The sequence below is a fragment of the Rhizobacter sp. Root404 genome (genome assembly GCF_001425865.1).
Taxonomy (GTDB): Bacteria; Pseudomonadota; Gammaproteobacteria; order Burkholderiales; family Burkholderiaceae_C; genus LMDS01.
Window position 1 is genome coordinate 488,662 of sequence record NZ_LMDS01000005.1, and the last position, 23,506, is coordinate 512,167.

At 68.3% G+C, this 23,506-nt stretch carries 23 protein-coding genes; 17 read left to right on the forward strand and 6 right to left on the reverse strand.

What is annotated here, in order from left to right:
- The first annotated feature begins 3 nt into the window (after positions 1 to 3).
- The 11 genes from nuoG to ASC76_RS16500 are packed head-to-tail and all read left to right on the forward strand — an operon-like array spanning position 4 to position 11,344.
- Positions 4 to 2,319 (forward strand): NADH-quinone oxidoreductase subunit NuoG, encoded by a 2,316-nt coding sequence (gene nuoG / locus ASC76_RS16450; protein ID WP_056468631.1) that lies wholly within the window; start codon positions 4 to 6, stop codon positions 2,317 to 2,319.
- Between the two features lie 2 nt (positions 2,320 to 2,321).
- Positions 2,322 to 3,419, forward strand: a complete 1,098-nt coding sequence (gene nuoH, locus ASC76_RS16455) for an NADH-quinone oxidoreductase subunit NuoH (RefSeq protein WP_056468634.1) — start codon at positions 2,322 to 2,324, stop codon at positions 3,417 to 3,419.
- A 23-nt stretch (positions 3,420 to 3,442) separates the two neighbouring features.
- Entirely contained in the window at positions 3,443 to 3,940 is a 498-nt protein-coding gene (gene nuoI / locus ASC76_RS16460) for an NADH-quinone oxidoreductase subunit NuoI (RefSeq protein ID WP_056468637.1), read from the forward strand.
- A 42-nt stretch (positions 3,941 to 3,982) separates the two neighbouring features.
- Positions 3,983 to 4,621, forward strand: a complete 639-nt coding sequence (locus ASC76_RS16465; RefSeq protein ID WP_056468640.1) for an NADH-quinone oxidoreductase subunit J — start codon at positions 3,983 to 3,985, stop codon at positions 4,619 to 4,621.
- Complete coding sequence (gene nuoK / locus ASC76_RS16470; protein ID WP_056468642.1) at positions 4,618 to 4,935, forward strand: NADH-quinone oxidoreductase subunit NuoK; 318 nt, start codon at positions 4,618 to 4,620, stop codon at positions 4,933 to 4,935. Before ASC76_RS16465 ends, nuoK begins: the two co-directional genes overlap by 4 nt.
- A 6-nt stretch (positions 4,936 to 4,941) precedes the next feature.
- A complete protein-coding gene (gene nuoL, locus ASC76_RS16475) occupies positions 4,942 to 6,978 on the forward strand; it encodes an NADH-quinone oxidoreductase subunit L (protein ID WP_056468645.1) in 2,037 nt (678 codons plus the stop codon).
- Between the two features lie 20 nt (positions 6,979 to 6,998).
- Positions 6,999 to 8,480 (forward strand): NADH-quinone oxidoreductase subunit M, encoded by a 1,482-nt coding sequence (locus ASC76_RS16480; RefSeq protein WP_056468648.1) that lies wholly within the window; start codon positions 6,999 to 7,001, stop codon positions 8,478 to 8,480.
- Between the two features lie 16 nt (positions 8,481 to 8,496).
- Positions 8,497 to 9,978 (forward strand): NADH-quinone oxidoreductase subunit NuoN, encoded by a 1,482-nt coding sequence (gene nuoN / locus ASC76_RS16485; protein WP_056468651.1) that lies wholly within the window; start codon positions 8,497 to 8,499, stop codon positions 9,976 to 9,978.
- A gap of 4 nt (positions 9,979 to 9,982) precedes the next feature.
- Complete coding sequence (locus tag ASC76_RS16490; RefSeq protein WP_056468654.1) at positions 9,983 to 10,282, forward strand: DUF2818 family protein; 300 nt, start codon at positions 9,983 to 9,985, stop codon at positions 10,280 to 10,282.
- Positions 10,279 to 10,872 carry an NUDIX domain-containing protein gene (locus ASC76_RS16495; protein WP_056468659.1) on the forward strand — a complete coding sequence of 198 codons (594 nt, stop codon included), beginning with the start codon at positions 10,279 to 10,281 and terminating at the stop codon, positions 10,870 to 10,872. The genes ASC76_RS16490 and ASC76_RS16495 overlap by 4 nt, the downstream gene beginning before the upstream one ends.
- A gap of 25 nt (positions 10,873 to 10,897) precedes the next feature.
- Positions 10,898 to 11,344, forward strand: a complete 447-nt coding sequence (locus tag ASC76_RS16500) for a DUF1178 family protein (RefSeq protein WP_056468663.1) — start codon at positions 10,898 to 10,900, stop codon at positions 11,342 to 11,344.
- A 9-nt stretch (positions 11,345 to 11,353) separates the two neighbouring features.
- Here the strand turns inward: ASC76_RS16500 and ASC76_RS16505 are convergent, their stop codons facing one another.
- Complete coding sequence (locus tag ASC76_RS16505; protein ID WP_056468666.1) at positions 11,354 to 11,593, reverse strand: DUF2917 domain-containing protein; 240 nt, start codon at positions 11,591 to 11,593, stop codon at positions 11,354 to 11,356.
- Positions 11,594 to 11,731: 138 nt separating this feature from the next.
- Between ASC76_RS16505 and gcvA the strand changes: the two genes are divergently transcribed.
- On the forward strand, positions 11,732 to 12,664 hold the full coding sequence (gene gcvA / locus ASC76_RS16510; protein WP_056468669.1) for a transcriptional regulator GcvA: 933 nt from the start codon (positions 11,732 to 11,734) through the stop codon (positions 12,662 to 12,664).
- 18 nt (positions 12,665 to 12,682) lie between these two features.
- On the opposite strand, the gene ASC76_RS16515 is transcribed toward gcvA, so the two are convergent.
- Both ASC76_RS16515 and ASC76_RS16520 read right to left on the reverse strand, forming a co-directional pair.
- Positions 12,683 to 14,083 carry an FAD-binding oxidoreductase gene (locus ASC76_RS16515; RefSeq protein ID WP_056468673.1) on the reverse strand — a complete coding sequence of 467 codons (1,401 nt, stop codon included), beginning with the start codon at positions 14,081 to 14,083 and terminating at the stop codon, positions 12,683 to 12,685.
- Positions 14,080 to 14,481, reverse strand: a complete 402-nt coding sequence (locus ASC76_RS16520; RefSeq protein ID WP_056468675.1) for a DUF2069 domain-containing protein — start codon at positions 14,479 to 14,481, stop codon at positions 14,080 to 14,082. The genes ASC76_RS16515 and ASC76_RS16520 overlap by 4 nt, the downstream gene beginning before the upstream one ends.
- 19 nt (positions 14,482 to 14,500) lie before the next feature.
- Here ASC76_RS16520 and ASC76_RS16525 point away from each other — a divergent pair, with 19 nt between their 5' ends.
- Entirely contained in the window at positions 14,501 to 15,754 is a 1,254-nt protein-coding gene (locus ASC76_RS16525) for a YihY family inner membrane protein (protein WP_056468678.1), read from the forward strand.
- A 15-nt stretch (positions 15,755 to 15,769) separates the two neighbouring features.
- On the opposite strand, the gene ASC76_RS16530 is transcribed toward ASC76_RS16525, so the two are convergent.
- The 3 genes from ASC76_RS16530 to ASC76_RS16540 all read right to left on the reverse strand — a co-directional run bounded on the left by ASC76_RS16530 (position 15,770) and on the right by ASC76_RS16540 (position 19,278).
- Complete coding sequence (locus tag ASC76_RS16530; protein ID WP_056468681.1) at positions 15,770 to 17,050, reverse strand: GGDEF domain-containing protein; 1,281 nt, start codon at positions 17,048 to 17,050, stop codon at positions 15,770 to 15,772.
- A gap of 102 nt (positions 17,051 to 17,152) precedes the next feature.
- A complete protein-coding gene (locus ASC76_RS16535) occupies positions 17,153 to 17,965 on the reverse strand; it encodes an alpha/beta fold hydrolase (RefSeq protein ID WP_056468683.1) in 813 nt (270 codons plus the stop codon).
- Entirely contained in the window at positions 17,965 to 19,278 is a 1,314-nt protein-coding gene (locus tag ASC76_RS16540; RefSeq protein ID WP_056468685.1) for an O-acetylhomoserine aminocarboxypropyltransferase, read from the reverse strand. The genes ASC76_RS16535 and ASC76_RS16540 overlap by 1 nt, the downstream gene beginning before the upstream one ends.
- Before the next feature lie 95 nt (positions 19,279 to 19,373).
- On the opposite strand from ASC76_RS16540, the gene ASC76_RS16545 reads away from it, so the two are divergent.
- The 4 genes from ASC76_RS16545 (at position 19,374) to ASC76_RS16560 (ending at position 23,505) form a co-directional block, all read left to right on the forward strand.
- Positions 19,374 to 19,838 (forward strand): CBS domain-containing protein, encoded by a 465-nt coding sequence (locus ASC76_RS16545; RefSeq protein ID WP_056468687.1) that lies wholly within the window; start codon positions 19,374 to 19,376, stop codon positions 19,836 to 19,838.
- 77 nt (positions 19,839 to 19,915) lie between these two features.
- Positions 19,916 to 21,028 carry a chorismate synthase gene (gene aroC, locus ASC76_RS16550; RefSeq protein ID WP_056470979.1) on the forward strand — a complete coding sequence of 371 codons (1,113 nt, stop codon included), beginning with the start codon at positions 19,916 to 19,918 and terminating at the stop codon, positions 21,026 to 21,028.
- The gene (locus ASC76_RS16555; RefSeq protein ID WP_157615761.1) at positions 21,025 to 22,233 is read left to right on the forward strand and encodes an MFS transporter; all 1,209 of its coding nucleotides are present in this window, start codon (positions 21,025 to 21,027) and stop codon (positions 22,231 to 22,233) included. Before aroC ends, ASC76_RS16555 begins: the two co-directional genes overlap by 4 nt.
- Before the next feature lie 99 nt (positions 22,234 to 22,332).
- Positions 22,333 to 23,505: an efflux RND transporter periplasmic adaptor subunit gene (locus ASC76_RS16560; protein ID WP_056468690.1), complete on the forward strand. Its 1,173-nt coding sequence runs from the start codon at positions 22,333 to 22,335 to the stop codon at positions 23,503 to 23,505.
- The last annotated feature ends 1 nt before the right edge of the window (position 23,506 follow it).

Consider the following 23,506-nt stretch of genomic DNA (forward strand, 5'->3'; position numbering starts at 1 on the left):
CACATGATCGAAATCGAACTCGACGGCAAGAAGGTGGAGGTTGCGGAAGGCAGCATGATCATGCATGCCGCCGACAACGCCGGCACCTACATCCCGCACTTCTGCTATCACAAGAAGCTCAGCATCGCGGCCAACTGTCGCATGTGCCTGGTCGACGTCGAGAAGGCCCCGAAGCCGATGCCGGCCTGCGCCACGCCGGTGACGCAGGGCATGATCGTGCGCACCAAGAGCCCCAAGGCGCTCCAGGCCCAGAAGGGCGTGATGGAGTTCCTGCTGATCAACCACCCGCTCGACTGCCCGATCTGCGATCAGGGCGGCGAGTGCCAGTTGCAGGACCTGGCGGTCGGCTACGGCGCGTCGAGCACGCGCTACGACGAAGAAAAGCGCGTCGTCTTTCACAAGAACGTCGGCCCGCTGATCTCGATGGAAGAGATGAGCCGCTGCATCCACTGCACCCGCTGCGTGCGCTTCGGCCAGGAAGTGGCTGGCGTGATGGAGCTGGGCATGATCCATCGCGGCGAACACTCCGAGATCACGACGATCGCCGGCGAGACGATCGACTCGGAACTGTCGGGCAACATGATCGACGTCTGCCCGGTCGGCGCGCTGACCAGCAAGCCGTTCCGCTACAGCGCCCGCACCTGGGAGCTGTCGCGCCGCAAGAGCGTGAGCCCGCACGACAGCACCGGCACCAACCTGATCGTCCAGGTCAAGGCCAACCAGGTTATGCGCGTGCTGCCGCTCGAGAACGAAGACGTCAACGAGTGCTGGATTGCCGACCGGGATCGCTTCTCGTACGAGGCGCTGAACGGCACCGACCGCCTGACCGCGCCGATGATCAAGCAGGGCGGCGCCTGGAAGACGGTCGACTGGTCGACCGCGCTCGAGTACGTGAGCCGCGGCCTGACGCAGATCAGCGTCGACCACGGCGCGCGCAGCATCGGCGCGCTCGCGTCGGCGACCAGTACCGTGGAGGAATTGCACCTGCTGGCGAAGCTGGTGCGCGGCCTGGGCAGCGACAACATCGATCATCGGCTGCGCCACGCCGACTTCACCGCAACGAAGGGCGTGCGCTGGCTCGGCACGACGATCGCGTCGCTCAGCAACCTGCAGCGCGTGCTGGTCGTCGGCTCGTTCCTGCGCAAGGACCATCCGCTGTTCGCGCAACGCATTCGCCAGGCCGCCCGCAAGGGGGCCCAGGTGCACAGCCTGAACGCGGCGCACGACGACTGGCTGATGCCGATGGCGTCGCAGACCTCGGTCGCGCCGAGCGGCTGGCTCCAGGCCTTGGCCGACATCGCTGCGGCGATCGGCGCGACGACCGGCGCGTCGGCACCGCTGGCGGGTGAGGCCACCGACACGGCCAAGTCGATCGCCGCATCCCTGCTCGGCGGCGAGCGCAAGGCCGTACTGCTCGGCAACGCTGCCGCGCAGCATCCGCAGGCCGAGGCCTTGCTGGCGGTCGCCCACTGGATCGGCGCGCAGACCGGCGCGAGCGTCGGCCACCTGACCGAAGCCGCCAACACGGTTGGCGCCCAACTCGTCGGCGCATGGCCCGAGAACGGCGGCATGAACGCCGCGGCGATGCTCGACGGCCCCGCGCTCAAGGCCTGCCTGCTGCTGAACGTCGAGCCGGCGCTGGACGCTGCGAACGCCGCGGCTGCCAACGCGGCGATGCAGGCCGCCGAGATGGTGGTCGTGATGACGCCGTTCAAGAACGTCGCGCACGACGTGGCCGACGTGCTGCTGCCGGTCGCGCCGTTCACCGAGACCTCCGGCACCTTCGTCAACGCCGAGGGTCGCGTGCAGGGCTTTCACGGCGTCGTGCGGGGCCTGGGCGAAACGCGCCCGGCCTGGAAAGTGTTGCGCGTGCTCGGCAACCTGCTGGAGCTCGAAGGCTTCGACTTCGAGACCTCGGAAGAAGTGCGTGCCGAGGCGCTGGGCGACGTGACCACGATCGCCGCGCGCCTGGGCGCCAAGGGCGCGTCGAACGCCACGGCGAAGCCGGCGCCCGCCGGTTTCGAGCGCATCGCCGACGTGTCGATCTATTCGACCGATGCGCTGGTGCGCCGCGCGACCTCGCTGCAGCTGACGGCCGACGCGCGTGCGCCGCAAGCCAGCCTGCCGACTGCCTTGTGGGCGCAGCTGGGGCTGAGCGACGGCGACAAGGTGCGGATCTCGCAAGGCAGCGCCTCGGCGATCCTGCCGGCGCGCGTCGATGCCACGCTGGCGCCCACGGCCGTGCGCGTGCCCGCCGGCCATCCGGACACCGCCGCGCTCGGCGCGATGTTCGGCGCGTTGACGGTCGAGAGGGCCTGAGCATGATCGACAGCATCACCAGCTTCGGCAGCACGCACCTCGGGGCGCTGTGGCCGACCGTGTGGACCATCGTCAAGATCATCGCGCTGGTCGCGCCGCTGATGATCTGCGTCGCCTACCTGACGCTCTGGGAGCGCAAGGCCATCGGCTGGACGCAGGTCCGTCCCGGCCCCAACCGCGTCGGCCCGCTCGGCCTGCTGACGCCGATCGCCGATGCGGTCAAGCTGATCTTCAAGGAGATCATCGTCCCGACGGCGGCGAACAAGCGCCTGTTCTTCCTCGGCCCGGTGATGACGATCATGCCGGCGCTCGCCGCCTGGGTCGTGATGCCGTTCGGGCCCGACGCCGCGCTGTCCAACCTGAACGCCGGCCTGCTGCTGCTGATGGCGATCACCTCGGTCGAGGTCTACGGCGTGATCATCGCCGGCTGGGCGTCGAACTCGAAGTACGCGTTCCTGGGCGCGCTGCGCGCATCGGCGCAGATGGTCAGCTACGAGATCGCGATCGGGTTCTGCCTGGTCGTCGTGCTGATGGTCAGCGGCAGCCTGAACATGACCGAGATCGTGCTCGGCCAGGGCAAGGGCATGCTGGCCGATCGCGGCCTGACCTTCCTGTCGTGGAACTGGCTGCCGCTGCTGCCGATCGCGGTCGTCTACTTCATCTCCGGCCTGGCCGAGACCAACCGGCACCCGTTCGACGTGGTCGAGGGCGAGTCCGAGATCGTCGCCGGCCACATGGTCGAGTACTCGGGCATGGCGTTCGCGATGTTCTTCCTGGCCGAATACGCCAACATGATCCTGATCTCCGCGATCGCGGTGATCATGTTCCTGGGCGGCTGGTACGCGCCGGTGTCGTTCGCGCTGTTCGGCATGGAGACGCCGGCCTGGATCCAACAGACCTCGTGGTTCTGGAACTGGTTCTGGCTGTTCGGCAAGACCTTCTGCGTGGTCACCGTGTTCCTGTGGGTGCGCGCCACGTTCCCGCGCTTCCGCTACGACCAGATCATGCGTCTGGGCTGGAAGATCTTCATCCCGATCACGCTGGTCTGGCTGCTGGTCGTGGGTCTGTGGATCCAGTCGCCGCTGAACATCTGGCGTTGAAGAGAGGCGAATCGAGAATCACCATGTCTGCTGTCGCATCCATCAAGGAGCTGTTCTCGAGCCTGATGCTCACCGAACTGCTCAAGGGCCTGGCCCTGACCGGACGCCACTTCCTGTCGCCCGCGATCACCGTGCAGTTCCCGGAAGAGAAGACGCCGCTCAGCCCGCGATTTCGCGGCCTGCACGCGCTGCGCCGCTACGAGAACGGCGAAGAGCGCTGCATCGCCTGCAAGCTGTGCGAGGCAGTGTGCCCGGCCATGGCCATCACGATCGAGTCCGACGTGCGCGACGACGGTTCGCGCCGCACGACCCGATACGACATCGACCTGACCAAGTGCATCTTCTGCGGCTTCTGCGAGGAGAGCTGCCCGGTCGACTCGATCGTCGAGACCCACATCTTCGAATACCACGGCGAGAAGCGCGGCGACCTGTACTTCACCAAGGACATGCTGCTGGCCGTCGGTGACCGCTACGAGCCCGAAATCGCCAAGGCCAAGGAGGCGGACGCCCGCTACCGCTGACTCCGGCCACGGGGCGGGGAGCCCTGTGCAAACAACAACACCATGATCGATACCGCGCTCTTCTACGTCTTCTCAGCCGTGCTGCTGTTCGCCGCGTTCCGTGTCATCACGGCACGCAGCCCGGTGTATGCCGCGCTCTATCTCGTGCTGGCGTTCTTCAACGCGGCCTGCGTGTGGATGCTGCTGCGCGCCGAGTTCCTGGCCATCGTGCTGGTGCTCGTCTATGTCGGCGCGGTGATGGTGCTGTTCCTGTTCGTCGTGATGATGCTCGACGTGGGCTCCGAGGCCTTGCGCGAGGGCTTCTGGACGCACTTTCCGGCGGCTGCGGTCGTCGGCGTCGTGATCGCGCTCGAGATGGCCGCGGTACTGATCCCGGGCTTCCGCCTCACCGACGCGCCGTTGGCCGATGCCGCCGCGCTGAAGCTGGGCAACACCAAGCTCCTCGGCATCGAGGTGTACACCAAGTACCTGTACCCGCTGCAGATCGCTGCGGTGCTGCTGCTGGTGGCGATCATCGCGGCGATCGCGCTGACGCTGCGCCGCCGCAAGGATTCGAAATACCAGAACCCGTCGGACCAGGTCCGCGTGAAGGCCGCTGACCGCGTGCGCATCGTCAAGATGAAGGCCGAGGTCGAGCTGCCGCCCCCGCCGCCCGCCATGCCGGAAGGAGAGAAGAAATGAGCCTCGGCACCCTGACGCTCGGCCACTACCTGTCGCTCGGCGCGATCCTGTTCGCGCTGTCGGTGATCGGCATCTTCCTGAACCGCAAGAACCTGATCGTGCTGCTGATGGCGATCGAGCTGATGCTGCTGGCGGTCAACCTGAACTTCGTCGCGTTCTCGCACTACCTCGGCGACATGGCCGGGCAGGTGTTCGTGTTCTTCATCCTCACCGTCGCGGCCGCCGAATCGGCGATCGGCCTGGCGATCCTGGTCGTGCTGTTCCGCAACCGCGCCACGATCAATGTCGACGAACTCGACACCCTGAAAGGCTGATCGAGCATGTCGGCAACCCTGTCCCAAAACATGCTGCTGGCCGTGCCGTTGGCGCCGCTGGTCGGCGCCATCGCCGCGGGCTTGTTCGGCAAGCAGATCGGCCGCAAGGGCGCGCACTGGATCACCTGCATCGGCGTGGCGATCTCGCTCGCCATCTCGGTGCAGACGCTGCTGGCCGTGATCGACGGCGCGCGCTTCAACGCCACCATCTACGAGTGGATGAACCTCGGCGGCCTGAAGATGGAGATCGGCTTCCTGGTCGATGGGCTGACCGCGATGATGATGGTCGTCGTCACCTTCGTCTCGCTGATGGTCCACATTTACACCATCGGCTACATGGCCGAGGACCCGGGCTACCAACGCTTCTTCAGCTACATCTCGCTGTTCACGTTCTCGATGCTGATGCTCGTGATGAGCAACAACTTCCTTCAGCTGTTCTTCGGCTGGGAAGCGGTGGGGCTGGTCTCGTACCTGCTGATCGGCTTCTGGTTCACGCGCCCGACCGCGATCTTCGCGAACATGAAGGCGTTCCTGGTGAACCGGGTCGGCGACTTCGGCTTCATCCTCGGCATCGGCCTGATCGTGGCGTATGGCGGCACGCTGAACTACGGCGAGGCGTTCGCCAAGGGCCCGGAGATTGCCAAGCTGGCGTTCCCCGGCACCGAATGGATGCTGATCACCGTGACCTGCATCTGCCTGTTCATCGGCGCGATGGGCAAGAGCGCGCAGTTCCCGTTGCACGTCTGGCTGCCCGATTCGATGGAAGGCCCGACGCCGATCTCCGCGCTGATCCACGCCGCGACGATGGTGACCGCCGGCATCTTCATGGTTGCGCGCATGTCGCCGCTGTTCGAGCTGTCGGACACCGCGTTGTCGTTCGTGATGGTCATCGGCGCGATCACCGCACTGTTCATGGGCTTCCTCGGCATCATCCAGAACGACATCAAGCGCGTCGTCGCGTACTCCACGCTGTCCCAGCTCGGCTACATGACGGTCGCGCTCGGCGCCTCGGCCTACTCGGTCGCAGTGTTCCACCTGATGACGCACGCGTTCTTCAAGGCGCTCCTGTTCCTCGGTGCCGGCTCGGTGATCATCGGCATGCACCATGACCAGGACATCCGCAACATGGGCGGCCTGCGCAAGTACATGCCGATCACCTGGATCACCTCGCTGCTCGGATCGCTGGCGCTGATCGGCACGCCGTTCTTCGCCGGCTTCTACTCGAAAGACAGCATCATCGAGGCGGTGCACGCGAGCCACCTGTGGGGCTCGGGCTTCGCGTACTTCGCGGTCGCCGCGGGCGTGTTCGTCACCGCGTTCTACTCGTTCCGGATGTACTTCCTGGTGTTCCACGGCGAGGAGCGCTTCCGCCACAAGCCGTTCCCCGGCGAGCACGATCACCATGACGACGACCACGCTGACGACGGACACGCGCACGAGCCGCACATCCCGCACGAGTCGCCGGCCGTCGTCACGCTGCCGCTGATCGCGCTGGCGATCCCGTCGGTGATCATCGGCTTCCTGACGATCGGCCCGATGCTGTACGGCGAATTCTTCAAGGGCGCGATCGTCGTCAACGCCGAAGCGCATCCGGCGATGGAGGAACTCGTGAAGGAATTCCACGGCGCGGTCGCGATGGGCATCCACTCGCTGACGTCGCTGCCGCTGTGGCTGGCGATCGCCGGCGTCGTCACGGCGTATGTGTTCTATCTCGTGAAGCCGTCGATCCCGGCGGCGATCCAGGCGCGCTTCGGCTTCATCCAGCGTCTGCTCGAGAACAAGTACTACCTCGACTGGATCAACGAGAACGTCTTCGCCCGCCTGGCGCGCATGACCGGCACCGGCCTGTGGAAAGGCGGCGACGAGGCCGTCATCGACGGGGCCATCAACGGTTCGGCCCGCATGATGGGCGGCCTGGCCGCCATCGGTCGCCGGCTGCAGACCGGCTACCTGTATTTCTACGCGCTGGTGATGATCGTGGGCGTGATCGGTTTGATGACCTGGCAGCTGTGGCCGTTCCTGCTCGGCTCTGCCGGCAAGTAGCCCACACGGAGAACAAGAACATGGGTTTGTTGAGTCTGGCGATCTGGTTGCCGATCCTCGCGGGGGTGGTGCTGCTCGCCATCGGGCGCGACCAGAATGCGCCGCAGGTGCGCTGGATTGCGTTGATCGCGGCGTTCGCGAGCTTCGTCGTCACGCTGCCGCTGATCGGCGGGTTCAGGAACGACACCGCGGCGATGCAGTTCGTCGAGAAGTTCGACTGGATCGAGCGCTTCAACGTGCACTACCACCTCGGGGTCGACGGCCTGTCGATGTGGTTCGTGCCGCTGACGGCATTCATCACCGTGATCGTCGTGATCGCCGCGTGGCAGGTGATCACCGACCGCGTCAACCAGTACATGGGCGCGTTCCTGATCCTGTCGGGCCTGATGGTCGGGGTGTTCGCGGCGCTCGACGGGCTGCTGTTCTACGTGTTCTTCGAGGCCACGCTGATCCCGATGTACCTGATCATCGGCGTGTGGGGCGGGCCGCGGCGCGTCTACGCGGCGTTCAAGTTCTTCCTGTACACGCTGGCCGGCTCCTTGCTGATGCTGGTGGCGCTGATCTTCCTGTACTACAAGTCGGGCGGCAGCTTCGACATCCTGACCTGGCACAAGCTGCCGCTGGGCATGTCGGCGCAGAGCTACCTGTTCTTCGCGTTCTTCCTCGCCTTCGCGGTCAAGGTGCCAATGTGGCCGGTTCACACCTGGCTGCCCGACGCTCACGTCGAGGCGCCGACCGGCGGCTCCGTGGTGCTGGCCGCGATCATGCTGAAGCTTGGCTGCTACGGCTTCCTGCGGTTCTCGCTGCCGATCACGCCCGACGCCTCGCACCACTTCGCGCCGTTCATCATTGCGCTGTCGCTGATCGCGGTGGTCTACATCGGCTTCGTCGCGCTGGTGCAGCAGGACATGAAGAAGCTGGTCGCGTATTCGTCGATCGCGCACATGGGCTTCGTGACGCTCGGCTTCTTCATCTTCAACGAGCTCGGCATGTCCGGCGGCATCGTGCAGATGATCTCGCACGGCTTCGTGTCCGGCGCGATGTTCCTGTGCATCGGCGTGCTCTACGACCGGGTGCATTCGCGCGAGATCGCGGCGTACGGTGGCGTCGCCAACACGATGCCGAAGTTCGCGGCGTTCGCGGTGCTGTTCGCGATGGCCAACTGCGGCCTGCCGGGCACCGCCGGTTTCGTCGGCGAGTGGATGGTGATCCTCGGCACGGTCAAGGCCAACTTCTGGCTCGGCTTCATCGCCGCGACCACGCTGGTGTTCGGCGCGGCCTACACGCTGTGGATGGTCAAGCGGGTCTACTTCGGCCCGATCGCGAACGACCACGTCCGTGAGCTCGTCGACATCGACGCGCGCGAATTCGCGATGCTCGCGATCCTCGCCGCCGCGGTGCTGTTCATGGGCCTGTACCCCAAGCCCTTCACCGACTCGATGCACGCGTCGGTCGACAACCTGCTGAAGCACGCCGCGGTCAGCAAGATCCCCTCACCCTGAGCGTGCCCCAAGAGCCATGAATCAAATGAACTGGCCTGCCGTCTACCCGGAGATCGTGCTGCTCGCGATGGCCTGCGTCGTCGCGATGGTCGACCTGTGGGTCACTCACCCGAAGCGCCTGCCGACCTACCTGCTGACCCAGGCCTCGCTGGCCGTCGTCGCGGTGATGCAACTCGCGGCGTTCAATGCCGGCGACACCGTCTACGCCATGCAGCGCATGGTCGTGGCGGATCCGATGGGGCACCTGCTCGGATTCTTCGCGACCGTGGCGGTGATGATCTCGCTGGTCTATGCGCGCCCCTACGCCGCCGAGCGCGACATGCTGAAGGGCGAACTGTTCACGCTGAGCCTGTTCTCGCTGCTGGGCATCGCGGTGATGCTGTCGGCGAACAACTTCCTGGTGATCTACCTCGGCCTGGAGCTGATGTCGCTGAGCCTGTACGCGCTGGTCGCGATGCGCCGTGATCATGCCGACGCCACCGAGGCGGCGATGAAGTACTTCGTGCTGGGCGCGCTGGCGAGCGGCTTCCTGCTGTACGGCCTGTCGATGATGTACGGCGCCACCGGTTCGCTCGAGATCCCCGAGGTCTACAAGGCGATCGGCACCGGCCAGATCAACAAGTCGGTGATGATCCTCGGCGTCGTGTTCCTGGTCGCGGGGCTGGGCTTCAAGCTCGGCGCGGTGCCGTTCCACATGTGGGTGCCCGACGTCTATCAAGGCGCGCCGACCGCCGCGACGTTGCTGCTGGGCGGCGCGCCCAAGCTGGCCGCGTTCGCGATCACGCTGCGCCTGCTGGTCGAGGGCATGATCGGCCTGGCCTACGACTGGCAGCAGATGCTGGTCGTGCTGTCGGTCGGCTCGATGCTGCTGGGCAACATCGTCGCGATCGCGCAGACCAACCTGAAGCGCATGCTGGCGTACTCGAGCATCGCGCAGATGGGCTTCATGCTGCTCGGCCTGTGCTCGGGCGTCGTCTACAACAACACGATCTCGGCAGCCAATTCGTACGCGTCGTCGATGTTCTACATCGTCACCTACGTGCTGACGACACTCGGCAGCTTCGGCATGATCATGCTGCTGTCGCGCCAGGGCTTCGAGTCCGAAGAAGTGTCCGACCTTGCCGGCCTGGCGAAGCGCAGCCCGTGGTTCGCGCTGGTGATGACGATCTTCATGCTGTCGCTGGCCGGCCTGCCGCCGACCGTGGGCTTCTACGCCAAGCTGTCGGTGCTGCAGTCGCTCGTCTCCACCAACGTCACCGGCTATCTGGTGCTGGCGGTGGCGGCGGTGGTGCTGTCGCTGGTCGGTGCGTTCTACTACCTGCGGGTCATCAAGGTCATGTACTTCGACGAACCCGCCGATGCCAGCCCGCTCGAGAGCAGCGGTGACGTGCGCGCGGTGATGTCCCTGAACGGCGCGGCGGTGCTGTTCTTCGGCATCCTCCCGGGCGGCCTGATGACGCTGTGCGTGCAGGCGATCGTCAAGGCGCTGGCGACCTGACGGGATGGCTTCGACGCCGGCGGTCTGGCTGGTGCTGCTGATCGCGCTGGTCGCGGCGAACCTGCCGTTCGTCAACGAGCGGCTGTTCGTCGTCGGTCCGGCACATGCGCCCAAGTCGATCGGGTGGCGGCTGCTGGAACTCGTCGTGTTCTGGGGTCTGACGCTGGCGATCGGGTTCGCGCTCGAGGCGCGTGCCGGTCAGCGCCAGCCGCAGGGCTGGGAGTTCTACGCGGCCCTGGGCTTCACATTCCTCACGTTCGCCTTCCCCGGCTTCGTGTGGCGCTACCTGCGGCGGGGACGATGAGCGCATCGCCGACACCCGGGGATGTCCACCTGCGCGAGGAGACGCTGCTCTCCGAGCGGGCCTACCGCGGCAAGTTCCTGCATGTTCGCCGCGACGATGTCCGCCTGCCCGACGGCAGCAATGCCGAGCGCGAATACATCGTCCACCCCGGGGCCGTGATGGTCGTGCCGCTGCTGCCGGACGGGCGCCTCGTCGTCGAGCGCCAGTGGCGCCACCCGCTGGCCCGCGTGATGCTGGAATTCCCGGCCGGCAAGCTCGACGCCGGCGAGGCGCCGCTGATCTGCGGCATCCGCGAGCTGGCCGAGGAGACCGGTTATCGCGCCGCCGAATGGGCCCGCGCGGGGATCCTGCACAACGCGATCGCCTATTCGAACGAGGGCATCGAGGTCTGGTTCGCGCGCGGCCTCAGGCTCGGCGAGCGCCGGCTCGATGTCGGCGAATTCCTCGACGTCACCGATATGAGCGCGGAGCAGCTCGACGAGGCCGCCCGGCGCGGCGAACTGACCGACGCCAAGACGCTGATCGGCTTGCTCTGGTTGCAGAATTGGCGCGCCGGCCGCTGGCCTCTCGACTGGTCGCCCGCGCCGTGAGCGGCGCGGTCCGATAATCCGGGCGATGAAGGTCCTGAACCTGCGCTGCGCGCGCGAACATCGATTCGAAGGCTGGTTCGCGTCCGACGCCGATTTCGTTGCGCAGGGTGAACGCGGCCTGATCGCGTGCCCGTTGTGCGAGGACAAGGCCATCGTGCGGCTGCCCAGCGCGCCGCGCCTGAACGTGTCCACGCCGCGCGGCGATGCGGTCGGCCCGCCGCCTGCCGCCAGCGAGATCGCACAGGCCCGCGCCCAGGGGCGCTGGCTGCGCGCGGTGCGCGACGCCATCGCGTCCACCGAAGACGTCGGGGACCGCTTCCCGGAGGAGGCGCGACGCATCCACTACGGAGAGGCACAGGAGCGCGGCATCCGCGGTCGCGCGTCGGCGGAGGATGCCGAGGCGCTTCGCGACGAGGGCATCGAGATCGTCACCGTGGCACTGCCCGAGTCGCTCAAGAATCCGGTCCAGTAGACCGGCGGCTCAAAGCGGCTCGAGCACCACGAAGCTCGAATCGGCCATTGCGCTGACCAGCGTGTCGGCATCCCGGTCGATGCTGAAGCCTTCGCCGGGCGAGACGAACACGTCGCGCAGGTCGTTGTCGATCGTCACCCACAGGCAGCCGTTCAGCGCCTCGATGCGCTGCCCCGTGCCGTGGCGGATGCGATGGATCTGGCCCTTGCGCAAGCTGATGGCGGCGGGGTGCAGGTCGGTGGTGTTCATGGTGCTGGTCCTTCACATGAGGCACCGTCATGCGGTGCGTGAAAGCAGTTTCGTTCGTGCGCGCCGTTCGCTCAAACGGTTTGTTTGAATGTCTCGCATGCGGTTCTAGAATGCGAATACCGCTGTCCAGGAGCCTTGATGCGCCACTACGACCTGCCGCCGCTCGATCAGCTCGAAGCCTTCGAGGCGTCGGCGCGCCACCTGAGCTTCACCAAGGCGGCCGACGAGCTGGCGCTGACGCAATCGGCCGTGAGCCGCCAGATCGCCGCGCTCGAGGAGCACTACGGATTGCCGCTGTTCCGCCGACTGCACCGTGCCTTGCGCCTGACCGACGAAGGCCAGGCGCTGGCGCAGGTCGTGTCCGATGTGCTGGGTCGGCTGCACCAGATCGGCGGTGCACTGCAGCGCGACCGCCGTGCGAAGACCGTGGTCGTGACCACCACGCCCGGGTTCGCGGGCCTGTGGTTGATCCCCCGGCTGGCCAGCTTCACAGCGTCGCGCCCCGATGTCGACGTCCGCATCTCGGCCGGCTATGCGCTGGTGAACCTGAACCGCGACGGCGTGGACCTCGCGATCCGCTACCAGTCGGAGGACGCGATCGATGCCGGGGCCGAGCTGCTGTTCGGCGATGTGGTGCTGCCGGTGTGCAGTCCGAAGCTGTTGCGGGACAAGTCGCGACCGTTGAAGACGCCCGAGGACCTGCGCCACCACGTGCTGATGTACCTCGATTCCGGCCCCGGCGCCGACATGCAGGACTGGCCGATCTGGCTGCGCGCGATGAAGCTCGACACGCTGAAGCCCGCCAGCGTGCTGCACTTCTCGCAGTTCGACCAGCTGATCAACGCGGCCGTGGCAGGGCAGGGGGTGGCCCTGGGCCGCAGCCCGCTGCTGAAGCAGCTGCTTGCGGAACGCAAGCTGGTCGCGCCGTTCAAGAAGACGGTCGCGTCGCCGCGCAGCTACTACCTCGTGCAGTCGGCCGGCGCGCCGCGCAAGCCGGAGGTGCTCGATTTCGCAGCCTGGCTGCTGGCGCAGGCGCGCTCCGGCGCGGCGCAGGCGGAAGCGTCGAGCTGAACGTGCGGAGGCGACGTTTCAGAGCACGCGTCCCGGGTTCAGCATTCCGTTCGGATCGAGCGCCTGCTTGATCGCGCGCATCATCCCCAGCGCCACCGGCGATTTGCGCTGTGCCAGTTCGTCCCGCTTCAGCGCGCCCACGCCGTGCTCCGCGGAGATCGAGCCCGCGAAGCGGCCGACCGCGTCGTACACCAGCGTGTTGACCGCGTGCTCGTGGTCGCGCAGGAATACGGTCGCATCGACGCCCTCGGGGGCCTGCACGTTGTAGTGCAGGTTGCCGTCGCCGAGGTGGCCGAAGTTGACGAGGCGCACACCCGGGAAGCCGGCCGAGAGCGCGGCGTCGGTGGTCGCCACGAACTCGGCGATGGCCGAGACCGGCAGCGCGATGTCGTGCTTGATGTTCGCGCCTTCCTGGGCCTGAGCCATCGGGATCGACTCCCGCAGGTGCCACATTGCGTTCGACTGCTCGAGGCTGCTCGCCACCGCCGCGTCGGCGATCAGGCCGCGGTCCAGCGCCGTCTCGAGCAGTGCCTCGAACAGCGCCTGCGCGTGGGCCTCGCCCTCGTTGTCCGATTGCTCGAGCAGGACCGTCCAGTCGGCCGGCGGCAGCGGCTGCGCGAGCTGCGGCATGTGCGTGCGGACGAGGCTTAGCGCGTAGCGGCCCATCACCTCGAAGCCGGTGAGGCCGGCGCCCAGCCGCGACTGGGCGAGCTGCAGCAGCTGGACGGCGGCTTCCAGTGTCGCGAGAGAAGCCAGCGCGGTGGTCACCGCTGCCGGCTGCGGATGCAGTTTCAACGTCGCGCCGGTGATGATGCCGAGCGTGCCCTCGCTGCCGATGAACAGATCGCGCAGGTCGTAGCCGGTGTTGTCCTTGCGCAGGCCGGTGAGTCCGTTCCAGATCTCGCCCGACGCGGTCACGACCTCCAGGCCTAGGCACAGCTCGCGCGTGTTGCCGTAGCGAAGCACCTGGGTGCCGCCGGCGTTGGTCGCGAGGTTGCCGCCGATCGTGCAGCTGCCCTCGGCGGCCAGGCTGAGCGGGAACAGCAGGCCGCGTGCCGCCGCAGCCTCCTGCACGCTCTGCAGCACGCAGCCGGCGTCGACCGTCATCGCGAGGTTCGCGGCGTCGATCTCGCGCACGCGGTTCATGCGGGTCAGACTCAGCAGCACCTGCGTGCCGCTGTCGTCCGGGATCGATGCACCGACCAGGCCGGTGTTGCCGCCTTGCGGGACGATCGCGGTGCCGTGTGCCGCGCACGCGCGGAGGACGGCGGCCACCTCGGCTGTCGAACCCGGGCGGACGACGGCGCGCGCGCGGCCGCGGTAGCGCTTGCGCCAGTCGACTTCGTAGCCCGAGAGGTCGCCGTCCACCAGCACGTGGGCCGCGCCGACGGCAGCACGGAGATCGTCGATCAGCGTCATGCGTTCTGTTCCTTCGCGTTGCGCAGCCGCCAGCGCACGTGCGCCGCGCAGGCCGCGAACAGCAGCAGGCACAGCAGCACCTCCAGCGTGCCGAGCCACACGCCGGCGCCGCGCTCGCTCGTCGCGCGCACCACGCCCTCGGTGAAATACAGCCACACCATCAGGCTGAGCCAGCGGTAGGTGTACATGCGGTTGCGCAGCAGCCCGCCGAGCGGGATCAGCAGCGGCAGCACCTTCAGCGCGAGCGTCCGGTTGCCGGTCGGGGCGAGCCACAGCTCCCATGCGAGACCGAGAGCGATCAGCGCGATGACGCTGCCGACGGCCGCGGCGCGGGTCCAGGCGATGGGGGCGGGCAGCGGCGGCGCGGCGCCGGCGCTTGCGGAGGGGGAGGCTTGCATCACTGGCATGATGCCAGCAATGAAGCTCACGACCACGATCAAGACGGCAGTTCACGACGAGCTGCCGGACCTGGTCCAGACCCTGCAGACCTGGCCGTGGCGCGACACCCTTCGCACGCTGCGCGCCCGCTTCCGCGAGGACCGCCTGGGCCTCACCGCGAGCAGCCTGACCTTCACGACGCTGATCTCGCTCGTGCCGCTGCTGACCGTGATGCTCGCGGTGTTCTCGGCGTTCCCGATGTTCGCGCGTTTCCAGGAGGCGCTGCAGAAGTACTTTCTGCAGACCCTGGTCCCGCAGGACATCGCCAGCCAGGTGCTCAAGGCGCTGAACCAGTTTGCCGGCAAGGCCCAGGGTGTCGGCAGTGTCGGTCTGGTGTTCCTGGTGTTTGCCGCGCTGGCCCTGATGCTGACGATCGATCGCACGCTCAACAACATCTGGCGCGTGCGCGCGATGCGGCCGATCACGCAGCGCGTGCTCGTGTACTGGTCGGCGGCGACCCTCGGCCCGCTCGTGCTCGGCGTCAGCCTGAGCCTGACGTCGTACGCGATTTCGGCGTCGAAGGGGCTGGTCGCGGTGCTGCCGGGCGGCGTCGCGCTGCTGCTCGCGGTGCTGGAGTTCCTGTTGCTCGTCGTGGCGTTCGCCGGCCTGTTCCACTATGTGCCGAACACCCACGTCCGCTGGCGCCACGCGATCGCCGGCGGCGCGTTCACCGCGGTCGGCATCGAAGTCGCGAAGAAGCTGCTGGGCTGGTACTTGCAGACGGTGCCGACCTACACCGTGATCTACGGCACCCTGGCGGCCGTGCCGATCCTGCTGATCTGGATCTACCTGGGCTGGGTCATGGTGCTGCTCGGCGCCGTGATCGCGGCTTACGCACCGAGCCTGCAGTTGCGCGTGAAGCGCTGGCCGGACGGCCCCGGCGCCAAGCTGCAGCTCGCGCTGGCGGTGCTGCGCGAACTGGCAGTCGCGCGCGAGGCCGGCGAGCGCGGCCTGAGCGTCGGCCAGCTCGGCGAGACGCTGCGGATCGATCCGTTGCAGACCGAGCCGATCCTCGAGACCCTGATGCAGTTCGACTGGATCGGCCAGCTCGACGAAGCCGACGACCCGCGCTTCGTGCTGCTGTGCGACCCGGTGCGCACGCCGGCGCAGCCCCTGATCGCGCTGATGTTGCTGGCCCCCGGCACATCGGCGCGCGGCCTGTGGCGGCGCGCCGGATTCGACACCATGACCTTGCAGGAACTGCTCGAGACCGACGAGTCGGCACCTCCCTGAGGGCGCTCGACGCGACTAACGCGTCGACTCGAACGCGATCGCCGCGCAGTGCATCGCGCAGTTCTTGCCGCTGCGCTTGGCCGCGTACATCGCGTCGTCGGCCAACTGCAGCAGCGTCAGCGGGTGGCGTGCGTCGCGCGGCGCCAGCGCGTAGCCGATGCTCGCGCTGACGACGCCGCCGAGCGGCCCGTTGCCGGTGACCGACCCGACGGCAGCCAGCATGTGGACCGCGAGCGCCTGGGCGCCGTCGTGGTCACGCACCGGGGCGAGCACGAGGAACTCGTCGCCGCCGAAACGGCCGACCGCGTCGTCGGCACGCACCGCCTCCTGCAGCGCGCGTCCCACCGCCACCAGCAGCGCGTCACCCTCGGCGTGCCCGAGACGGTCGTTCACGGCCTTGAAGCCGTCGAGGTCGACGAAGTACAGCGCGACCGGCTGGCGCTCGGCCTCGACCAGGGCCGCCTCGACGTGGTCCATCATCGTGCGCCGGCTCAGCACGTCGGTCAGGCCGTCGCGTTCGACGCGGCGCTTGAGCTTTTCCTGCGAGACGGTGAGTTCGTGCACGTCGACCGTGACGGTGTACAGGCCGAGCACCTGGCCGTCCTCTGCGAGGTCGGGCACGTAGCTCGTGCGCATCCAGCGCGGGCCTTGCGGCAGCGCGTCGACCAGGCGCGTGTACTGCACCGCGCGCCCCTGCAGCGCGCGCTCGAAATACGGCGCATGCTCCGCCCACCGGCGGGCGCCCCGCGCATCGCCGATGTGGCGGCCGAGCAATTCCTCGCGCCGCGTGCCCGTCGCCTCGCAATACGCCTTGTTGACGAAGCGCAGCACGAACTGGTGGTCGACGTACGTGAGCGGGTAGGGGATGTTCTCGGTGAACCGGTCGAGCCGCTTCTGCGTCGCCGTCAGGGTCTCGCGCGCGATCACGTCGTCGTGGATGTCGGTCGCGATCGTGAACACCGCTTCGACGGTGCCGTTCGCGTCGGCATCGGGGAACACCTGGATGCGCGCCCAGCGGCCCGGCGTGGGGCCGTGCATCAGCTGTCGCTGGTAGGTGAGGGTGTGGCCTTCGAACGCCTGCATGAAGGCGGGCGCTGCCGCGGCCCAGGCGATCTCGCCGAACAATTCCTGCAGCGTGCGGCCGAGCAACTGATCGCGCGGCCGGCCGGCCCACGCCAGGTAGTGATCATTGCAGAAGACCAGCCGCGCGTCGCGATCCCAGCGGCCGATCGGCAGATCGATCGCCGTGACGAGGCGCTCGATGTGCGTGATGCGCGGATCGGCGGCAGCAACCATGGGCGGATGGTAGCGAGCCGCCCGGTCAGAATGTCAAACTGGTTCCAATTCGCCGTGAAGTCCGTTGCGAGTTACCGACGTGCGTCGCCGTGCGCCGCGCCATCAGGCCAGCGCGCGGCGCAGGGCGGCGAGTACCGCGTCCGGCGCCTCGGACATCAGCGCATGCCCGGCCGGCACCGTCTGGACCGCGGCGCGCAGCGCCTGCGCGAGCTCGCGCGACTGCTTCGGGCTGGTCATCTGGTCGCGGTCGCCCAGGATCAGATGCGCGGGGCAGCTCACGCGGGCGGCCGCGTCGAGGCCGCCGCCGTATCGATCACAGGCCTGGAAGTCGTTGTGGAACAGGTTGACGCCGGTCTGGCCGGCCTGCACCCGGCGCATCAGCGCGCGGTTCGCACCGTGCAGCCAGGTGCCGGGGCCGGGCGCCGAGGGCTTGGCGGCCAAGCCGGCGTGCGAGAACGCGTTGACCATGTCGATCGCTGCCCGTGGCGCATCGCGCGCCGTGTCGAGCAGCGCAGGCGAGACCTTCATCGGGTACGCGGTGCCGATCATCACGAGCCTGCTGGCGCGCTCCGGCGCACGGCTGGCGGCTTCCAGGGCGATCAGCGATCCCATGCTGTGGCCGACGAATGCGGCCCGCGCCACACCGGCGGCGGCCAGCAACTCGAGCAGCCAGTCCGCCAGGCTCTCGACATCCGCCAGCGGTGCGCCGCGGCTGCGGCCGTGGCCCGGCAGGTCCACCGCAAGCACGGCATGGCCGTGGTGCGCGAACCAGCGCGCGAGCAGCGTCCAGACGCTGTGATCGTGCAACGCGCCGTGCACGAACACGACGCAGGGGAGCGTCGGGTCGAACGGCTTTCCGCCTGTGTAGGCGTAGGCGGGCGCGGTTCCTGCCGAGGTGGTGACGTCCAGTTCCATCACGCGCCCGCTTTCTCGGCGGCCTTCAACGCACGCTTCAGGTCGTCGATCAGGTCGTCCGCATCCTCCAGGCCGATCGACAGGCGGATCGTTCCCGCGCCGATGCCGGCCTGCGCGAGCGCCGCGTCGTCCATGCGGAAGTGCGTGGTCGACGCCGGGTGGATCACCAACGAGCGGCAGTCGCCCACGTTGGCCAGGTGCGAGAACAGCTTCAGCGCCTCGATGAACGCGACGCCCTGGGCACGCGAGCCGCGCAGGTCGAAGCTGAAGATCGAGCCGCAGCCGCGCGGCAGCAGGCGCTTGGCGAGCGCGTGGTCGGGGTGCGATTCGAGCTCGGGGTAGCCGATGCGGGCGACCATCTTCTGGCCGGCGAGGAACTGCACCACCTTGCGCGTGTTCTCGATGTGCCGCGCCATGCGCAACGGCAGCGTCTCGACGCCCTGCAGGATCAGCCATGCGGTGTGCGGACTCATGCACGCGCCGAAGTCGCGCAGCCCTTCGCGACGCGCCCGCAGCAGGAACGCGCCGACGCTGCTCTCCTCGGTGAACACCATGCCGTGGAAGCCGTCGTAGGGCTGCGCCAGTTCGGCAAAGCCGCCGTGGCGGTTGTGCGCCGCGGCCCAGTCGAACTGGCCGCTGTCGACCAGCACGCCGCCGATCACGGTGCCGTGGCCGGAGAGGAACTTGGTCGCCGAGTGGAACAGCAGGTCGGCGCCGTGTTCGAACGGCTTCATCAGCCACGGCGTCGTGAAGGTGGAGTCGACCATCAACGGCAGGCCATGGTCGTGGGCGAGGGCGGCGACGGTCGGGATGTCGAGCACGTCGAGGCCGGGGTTGCCGAGCGTCTCGCCGAACAGCAGCTTGGTGTTCGGGCGGATCGCGGCGCGCCAGCCGTCGATGTCGCCCGGGCGCACGAAGGTGGTCGCGATGCCGAAACGCGACAGCGTGTAATGCAACAGGTTGTGCGAGCCGCCGTACAGCGCGCTCGACGCGACGATGTGCGAACCGGCGCCGGCGATCGTCGCGATGCCCAGGTGCATTGCAGCCTGGCCGCTCGCGGTGGCGATCGCGCCGGTCCCGCCTTCAAGCGCGGCGACGCGCTCCTCCAGCACCGCGTTGGTCGGGTTCGAGATGCGGCTGTAGACGTGGCCGGAACGCTCCATGTTGAACAGCGACGCCGCGTGCTCGCTGTTCTCGAACACGAACGAGGTGGTCAGGTGGATCGGCACGGCACGCGCGCCGGTCGCAGGGTCGGGTGCGGCGCCGGCGTGCAGCGCCAGGGTGTCGAAGCCGGGATCGGAAGGGCCGGGCATGAGAGGTCTCCCGTGGCGTGCGCTGGGTTGCGAGGGTGTTCTGGCGCGGCATTGTGGGCTATATTGACTTCAACACCACGCCTCGGGAGTGCCACATGAAAGTCAGCGACATTCTCCGCGTCAAGGGCGGAACCCTGTTCACCGTCTCGCCCGATCAGGCGCTGCACGAGGCGGTCAGCGCGATGTCCGAGCGCGACATCGGCTCGCTGGTGGTGATGGACCACGGCGAATTGACCGGCATGCTGACCTTTCGGGAAGTGATCCAGGCGATCGTCAAGAACGGCGGTGCGCTGGGCGGAACGCTGGTGCGCAGCGTGATGGACGACCACCCGCTGACCTGCACGCCGGAGACCGAGATCGACGAAGTGCGCCGCATGATGCTCGGCCGCCATGCGCGCTACATGCCAGTGATGAGCCAGCGCACGCTGATGGGCGTGATCTCGTTCTACGACGTGGCCAAGGCGGTCGTCGACGGCCAGGACTTCGAGAACCGCATGTTGAAGGCCTACATCCGCGACTGGCCGGTCGAGAACGAGCCCCGCGACGAGCAGACCTCCTGAACTCTTAGAATCGAGCCCCGTGCCAACACCGCCTTCGGGCGGTGTTGGCGTTCTGGCACCCTGAAAGCGCGCAACGCATGTCCGGCAGCACCCTCGGCGAACTCTTCCGCGTCACCAATTTCGGCGAGAGCCACGGCCCCGCGATCGGCTGCGTGATCGACGGGTGCCCGCCCGGCATGGCGTTGAGCGAGGCCGACATCCAGCCCGATCTCGACCGTCGCCGCCCCGGCACCTCGCGCCACGTGACCCAGCGCAACGAGCCCGATGCGGTCGAGATCCTGTCGGGCGTCTACGAGGGCCTGACCACCGGCACGCCGATCTGCCTCCTGATCCGCAACACCGACCAGCGCAGCAAGGACTACGGCAACATCCTCAACACCTTCCGCCCCGGCCACGCCGACTACGCTTACCTGCACAAGTACGGGCTGCGCGACCCGCGCGGCGGCGGCCGCGCCTCGGCGCGCATGACCGCGCCGATGGTCGGCGCCGGTGCGGTGGCGCGCAAATGGCTGAAGGAGAAGTTCGGCACGACGTTCTTCGGTCACATGACGCAGATCGGCGAGATCGAGATCCCGTTCGAGTCGCTCGATCACATCCCGGACAACCCGTTCTTCGCCGCCAACGCGAGCGACATCCCGCGCCTCGAGGCCTACATGGACGAGCTGCGCAAGGCCGGCGACTCGTGCGGCGCGCGCATCTTCGTGGGCGCGCGCAACGTGCCGGTCGGGCTGGGCGAGCCGCTGTTCGACAAGCTCGATGCCGACATCGCCAAGGTGATGATGGGCATCAACGCGGTCAAGGGCGTCGAGATCGGCGCCGGATTCGCCAGCGTGGCGCAGCGCGGCACGACGCACGGTGACGAGATGACGCCGCAGGGCTTCCTGAGCAACAACGCGGGCGGCCTCTCCGGTGGCATCTCGACCGGGCAGGACATCGCCGTCAGCATCGCGATCAAGCCGACCAGTTCGATCCGCAGCCCGCGGCAATCGATCGACCTGGCGGGCCAGCCGGCCACAGTCGAGACCTTCGGCCGCCACGACCCGTGCGTCGGCATCCGCGCCACGCCGATCGCCGAGGCGATGCTGGCGCTGGTGCTGATGGACCACGCACTGCGCCAGCGCGCGCAGTGCGGCGATGTGGTCGTGGCCACCCGGCCGATTCCCGCGCAGGCCCCGACCCGCGCCGGATGACCGCCGCCACCGCGTTGGCGGCAGCGCCGCCGCGGCGCACGCTGTTCGCTTTCGGCGCCGTGTCGTTCACGTACTTCTCGTACGCGGGCCTGTTCGGCACCTACGCGCCGCTGTGGTTCCAGCAACTCGGCTACAGCACGCTGGCGATCGGTGCGCTCGCCTCCCTGCAGAGCTCGACCCGGCTGTTCAGCCCGTACGCCTGGGGTTGGCTGGCCGACCACACCGGCCGCCGCATCCAGCTGCTGCGCATCGCGGTGCTGTTGGCGCTGCTCAGCGCCTGCGGCTTCTTCGTGCCGGCCGGCTACGGGTGGGTCGCGGGCGTCACGGTGCTGCTGTTCGTCTGCACGGCCGGCGTGATCCCGATCAGCGAGGCGGCGCTTGCGCATTTCGTGAGCCACGGCAGCACGCTCGACGCGGCGCGCTACGGGCGGGTGCGGGTGTGGGGGTCGATCGGCTTCATCGTCACGGTGGTCGGCAGCGGGGCGCTGCTGCAGGCGATCGGCGTCGGCGCGTTCCCGTGGCTGGTGATCCTGTTGCTGGCTGCGCTGCTGGTCGCGGCGGCCCGGTTGCCGACGTTGAAGGACGCGCCGCACGGCGGCGAGGCGGCACCCGGCGCGCTCGCGGTGCTGCGCGAGCCGGTCGTCGCGTGGTTCTTCGCCGGCGTGTTCTTCACGGTGCTGGCGCACACCAGCCTGTATGCGTTCTTCTCGCTGTACCTGGCGTCGCTCGGCTACGGCAAGACGGCCATCGGGCTGATCTGGGCGATCGGTGTGGCCGCGGAGGTGGCGTGGTTCTGGTTCCAGGGCGCCTGGCTGGCGCGGCGCACGCCGCACGGCTGGCTGACCATCGCCGGCGCGGTGTCGGCGCTGCGCTTCGCTGCCATCGCCGCGTTCGGCTCGGTACCTGCCGCGCTCGTGCTGGTGCAGTTCACCCATGCGGTCACGTTCGCGGCGCAGCACAGCTCGTGCATCGGCGTCATCAACCGGCACTTTCCGGGGCGCTTGCGCGGCCGTGGACAGGCGCTCTACACGCTGCTGGGCTATGGTGCCTCGGGCGTGATCGGCGGGGTCGCGGGTGGGGCGGTCAGCCAGGCCTGGGGCTTCCCGGCGGTGTTCTGGTGTGCCAGCGGCGCGGCGGCGTTGGCAACGGGCTGCTCGGCCCGCGCCGGCGTGCTCGACCGACGGGCGCGCGCCGCGGCAGCCTGACCCCTTCAATCTGCAGTTTGTCGCAACAAGGGGTTGTACCGCGACCGGGCGTGCCTACACTCTCGCCCGGAATCAGGACAACAACAGGAAGGAAGCCCGATGCGCAAGCCGTGGCTGGTAGGCGGAAGCGTCGCGATCATCGTCGCGCTCGTCGCCGTGGGGGTGGTGCAGTCGCGTGCCAAAAGCGCCGACGGCAACAAGGACAAGAAGCCCGATGTGACGCTCGAATTCACCCCCGGTGAAGTCGTCAAGCCGCTGCTCGCGGCGATGCCCGAGCGGATCGAGTTCTCCGGCCCGCTGATGGCGCCGCGGACGGCGGTGGTTCGGGCCAAGGCGGCGGGCACGTTGCTGACGCTGTCGGTCGCCGAAGGCAGCCGGGTCAAGGCCGGACAGTCGCTGGGCACGATCGATTTGTCCGATCTGCAGAGCCGCAATGCCGAGCGCGCCGCCGGCGTCGATTCGGCGCGGGCGCGCATGGCCGAGGCCGAGCGCATCCACAAGTCGAACGAAGACCTGGCGAACCAGAAGTTCATCTCGGCGAACGCGCTGGAGAGCTCGCGTGCGTCGCTCGAGGCGGCGCGCGCGCAGCTCAAGTCGGCGCAGGCGCAGCTCGCGACCTCGGCGCTGGGCATCCGCGAGGCGGCGCTGGTCGCGCCGATCAGCGGCGTGATCGGCCGGCGCAACGTGGTGCCGGGCGAGAAGGTCAGCGCCGAGCAGGAGCTGATGACGGTCGTCGACCTGAAGGAGCTGGAGCTCGGCGGCGTCGTCGGCACGCACCAGGTCTCGATGCTGCGGCCCGGGCAGAAGCTCGCGGTGCGGGTCGAAGGTGCGACCGAGCCGGTCGAAGGGCGGATCGACCGCATTGCGCCGATGGCCGAGGCGGGCACGCGCGGGATTCGCGTCGTCGTGCTGCTGCCGAATGCCGACGAGCGATTTCGCGCCGGGCAGTACGCCAGCGCCCTCGTCTCGCTGGACGATCCGGCGCCGCGGCTGACGGTCCCCGTCACGTCGGTGGGCCAGTCCTCGGGTCAGGACTTCGTCTGGACGGTCGAGAACGGCGCGCTGGTGCGCCGGCTCGTGATCACCGGTCGGCGCGATGCGTCGAACGGGCGGGTCGAGGTGACCAAGGGCCTGGCGGCCGACGCCCAGGTGCTGGCCGCGCGCTTCGACACGCTGAAGGAGGGCGCGCCGGCCAAGGTCGTCGCAAAGGGCGCCGGCTCCGGCATGCCCGCGGCGAGCGCGAGTTCCGCCGCCCCCGGCAAGGCATCCTGAC

Excerpts from the sequence above, each read along its gene's own strand:
- ASC76_RS16525 (WP_056468678.1), top strand. The coding sequence starts at position 14,501 with ATGAAGCTCACGACCACGATCAAGACGGCAGTTCACGACGAGCTGCCG.
- ASC76_RS16465 (WP_056468640.1), top strand. The coding sequence starts at position 3,983 with ATGATCGATACCGCGCTCTTCTACGTCTTCTCAGCCGTGCTGCTGTTC.
- ASC76_RS16500 (WP_056468663.1), top strand. The coding sequence starts at position 10,898 with ATGAAGGTCCTGAACCTGCGCTGCGCGCGCGAACATCGATTCGAAGGC.
- ASC76_RS16530 (WP_056468681.1), bottom strand. The coding sequence starts at position 17,050 with ATGGTTGCTGCCGCCGATCCGCGCATCACGCACATCGAGCGCCTCGTC.
- ASC76_RS16495 (WP_056468659.1), top strand. The coding sequence starts at position 10,279 with ATGAGCGCATCGCCGACACCCGGGGATGTCCACCTGCGCGAGGAGACG.
- ASC76_RS16505 (WP_056468666.1), bottom strand. The coding sequence starts at position 11,593 with ATGAACACCACCGACCTGCACCCCGCCGCCATCAGCTTGCGCAAGGGC.
- ASC76_RS16555 (WP_157615761.1), top strand. The coding sequence starts at position 21,025 with ATGACCGCCGCCACCGCGTTGGCGGCAGCGCCGCCGCGGCGCACGCTG.
- nuoI (WP_056468637.1), top strand. The coding sequence starts at position 3,443 with ATGTCTGCTGTCGCATCCATCAAGGAGCTGTTCTCGAGCCTGATGCTC.
- aroC (WP_056470979.1), top strand. The coding sequence starts at position 19,916 with ATGTCCGGCAGCACCCTCGGCGAACTCTTCCGCGTCACCAATTTCGGC.
- nuoL (WP_056468645.1), top strand. The coding sequence starts at position 4,942 with ATGTCGGCAACCCTGTCCCAAAACATGCTGCTGGCCGTGCCGTTGGCG.
- ASC76_RS16480 (WP_056468648.1), top strand. The coding sequence starts at position 6,999 with ATGGGTTTGTTGAGTCTGGCGATCTGGTTGCCGATCCTCGCGGGGGTG.
- ASC76_RS16540 (WP_056468685.1), bottom strand. The coding sequence starts at position 19,278 with ATGCCCGGCCCTTCCGATCCCGGCTTCGACACCCTGGCGCTGCACGCC.
- ASC76_RS16490 (WP_056468654.1), top strand. The coding sequence starts at position 9,983 with ATGGCTTCGACGCCGGCGGTCTGGCTGGTGCTGCTGATCGCGCTGGTC.
- nuoH (WP_056468634.1), top strand. The coding sequence starts at position 2,322 with ATGATCGACAGCATCACCAGCTTCGGCAGCACGCACCTCGGGGCGCTG.
- nuoG (WP_056468631.1), top strand. The coding sequence starts at position 4 with ATGATCGAAATCGAACTCGACGGCAAGAAGGTGGAGGTTGCGGAAGGC.
- nuoK (WP_056468642.1), top strand. The coding sequence starts at position 4,618 with ATGAGCCTCGGCACCCTGACGCTCGGCCACTACCTGTCGCTCGGCGCG.
- ASC76_RS16515 (WP_056468673.1), bottom strand. The coding sequence starts at position 14,083 with ATGACGCTGATCGACGATCTCCGTGCTGCCGTCGGCGCGGCCCACGTG.
- nuoN (WP_056468651.1), top strand. The coding sequence starts at position 8,497 with ATGAATCAAATGAACTGGCCTGCCGTCTACCCGGAGATCGTGCTGCTC.
- ASC76_RS16545 (WP_056468687.1), top strand. The coding sequence starts at position 19,374 with ATGAAAGTCAGCGACATTCTCCGCGTCAAGGGCGGAACCCTGTTCACC.
- ASC76_RS16535 (WP_056468683.1), bottom strand. The coding sequence starts at position 17,965 with ATGGAACTGGACGTCACCACCTCGGCAGGAACCGCGCCCGCCTACGCC.
- ASC76_RS16520 (WP_056468675.1), bottom strand. The coding sequence starts at position 14,481 with ATGCAAGCCTCCCCCTCCGCAAGCGCCGGCGCCGCGCCGCCGCTGCCC.
- ASC76_RS16560 (WP_056468690.1), top strand. The coding sequence starts at position 22,333 with ATGCGCAAGCCGTGGCTGGTAGGCGGAAGCGTCGCGATCATCGTCGCG.
- gcvA (WP_056468669.1), top strand. The coding sequence starts at position 11,732 with ATGCGCCACTACGACCTGCCGCCGCTCGATCAGCTCGAAGCCTTCGAG.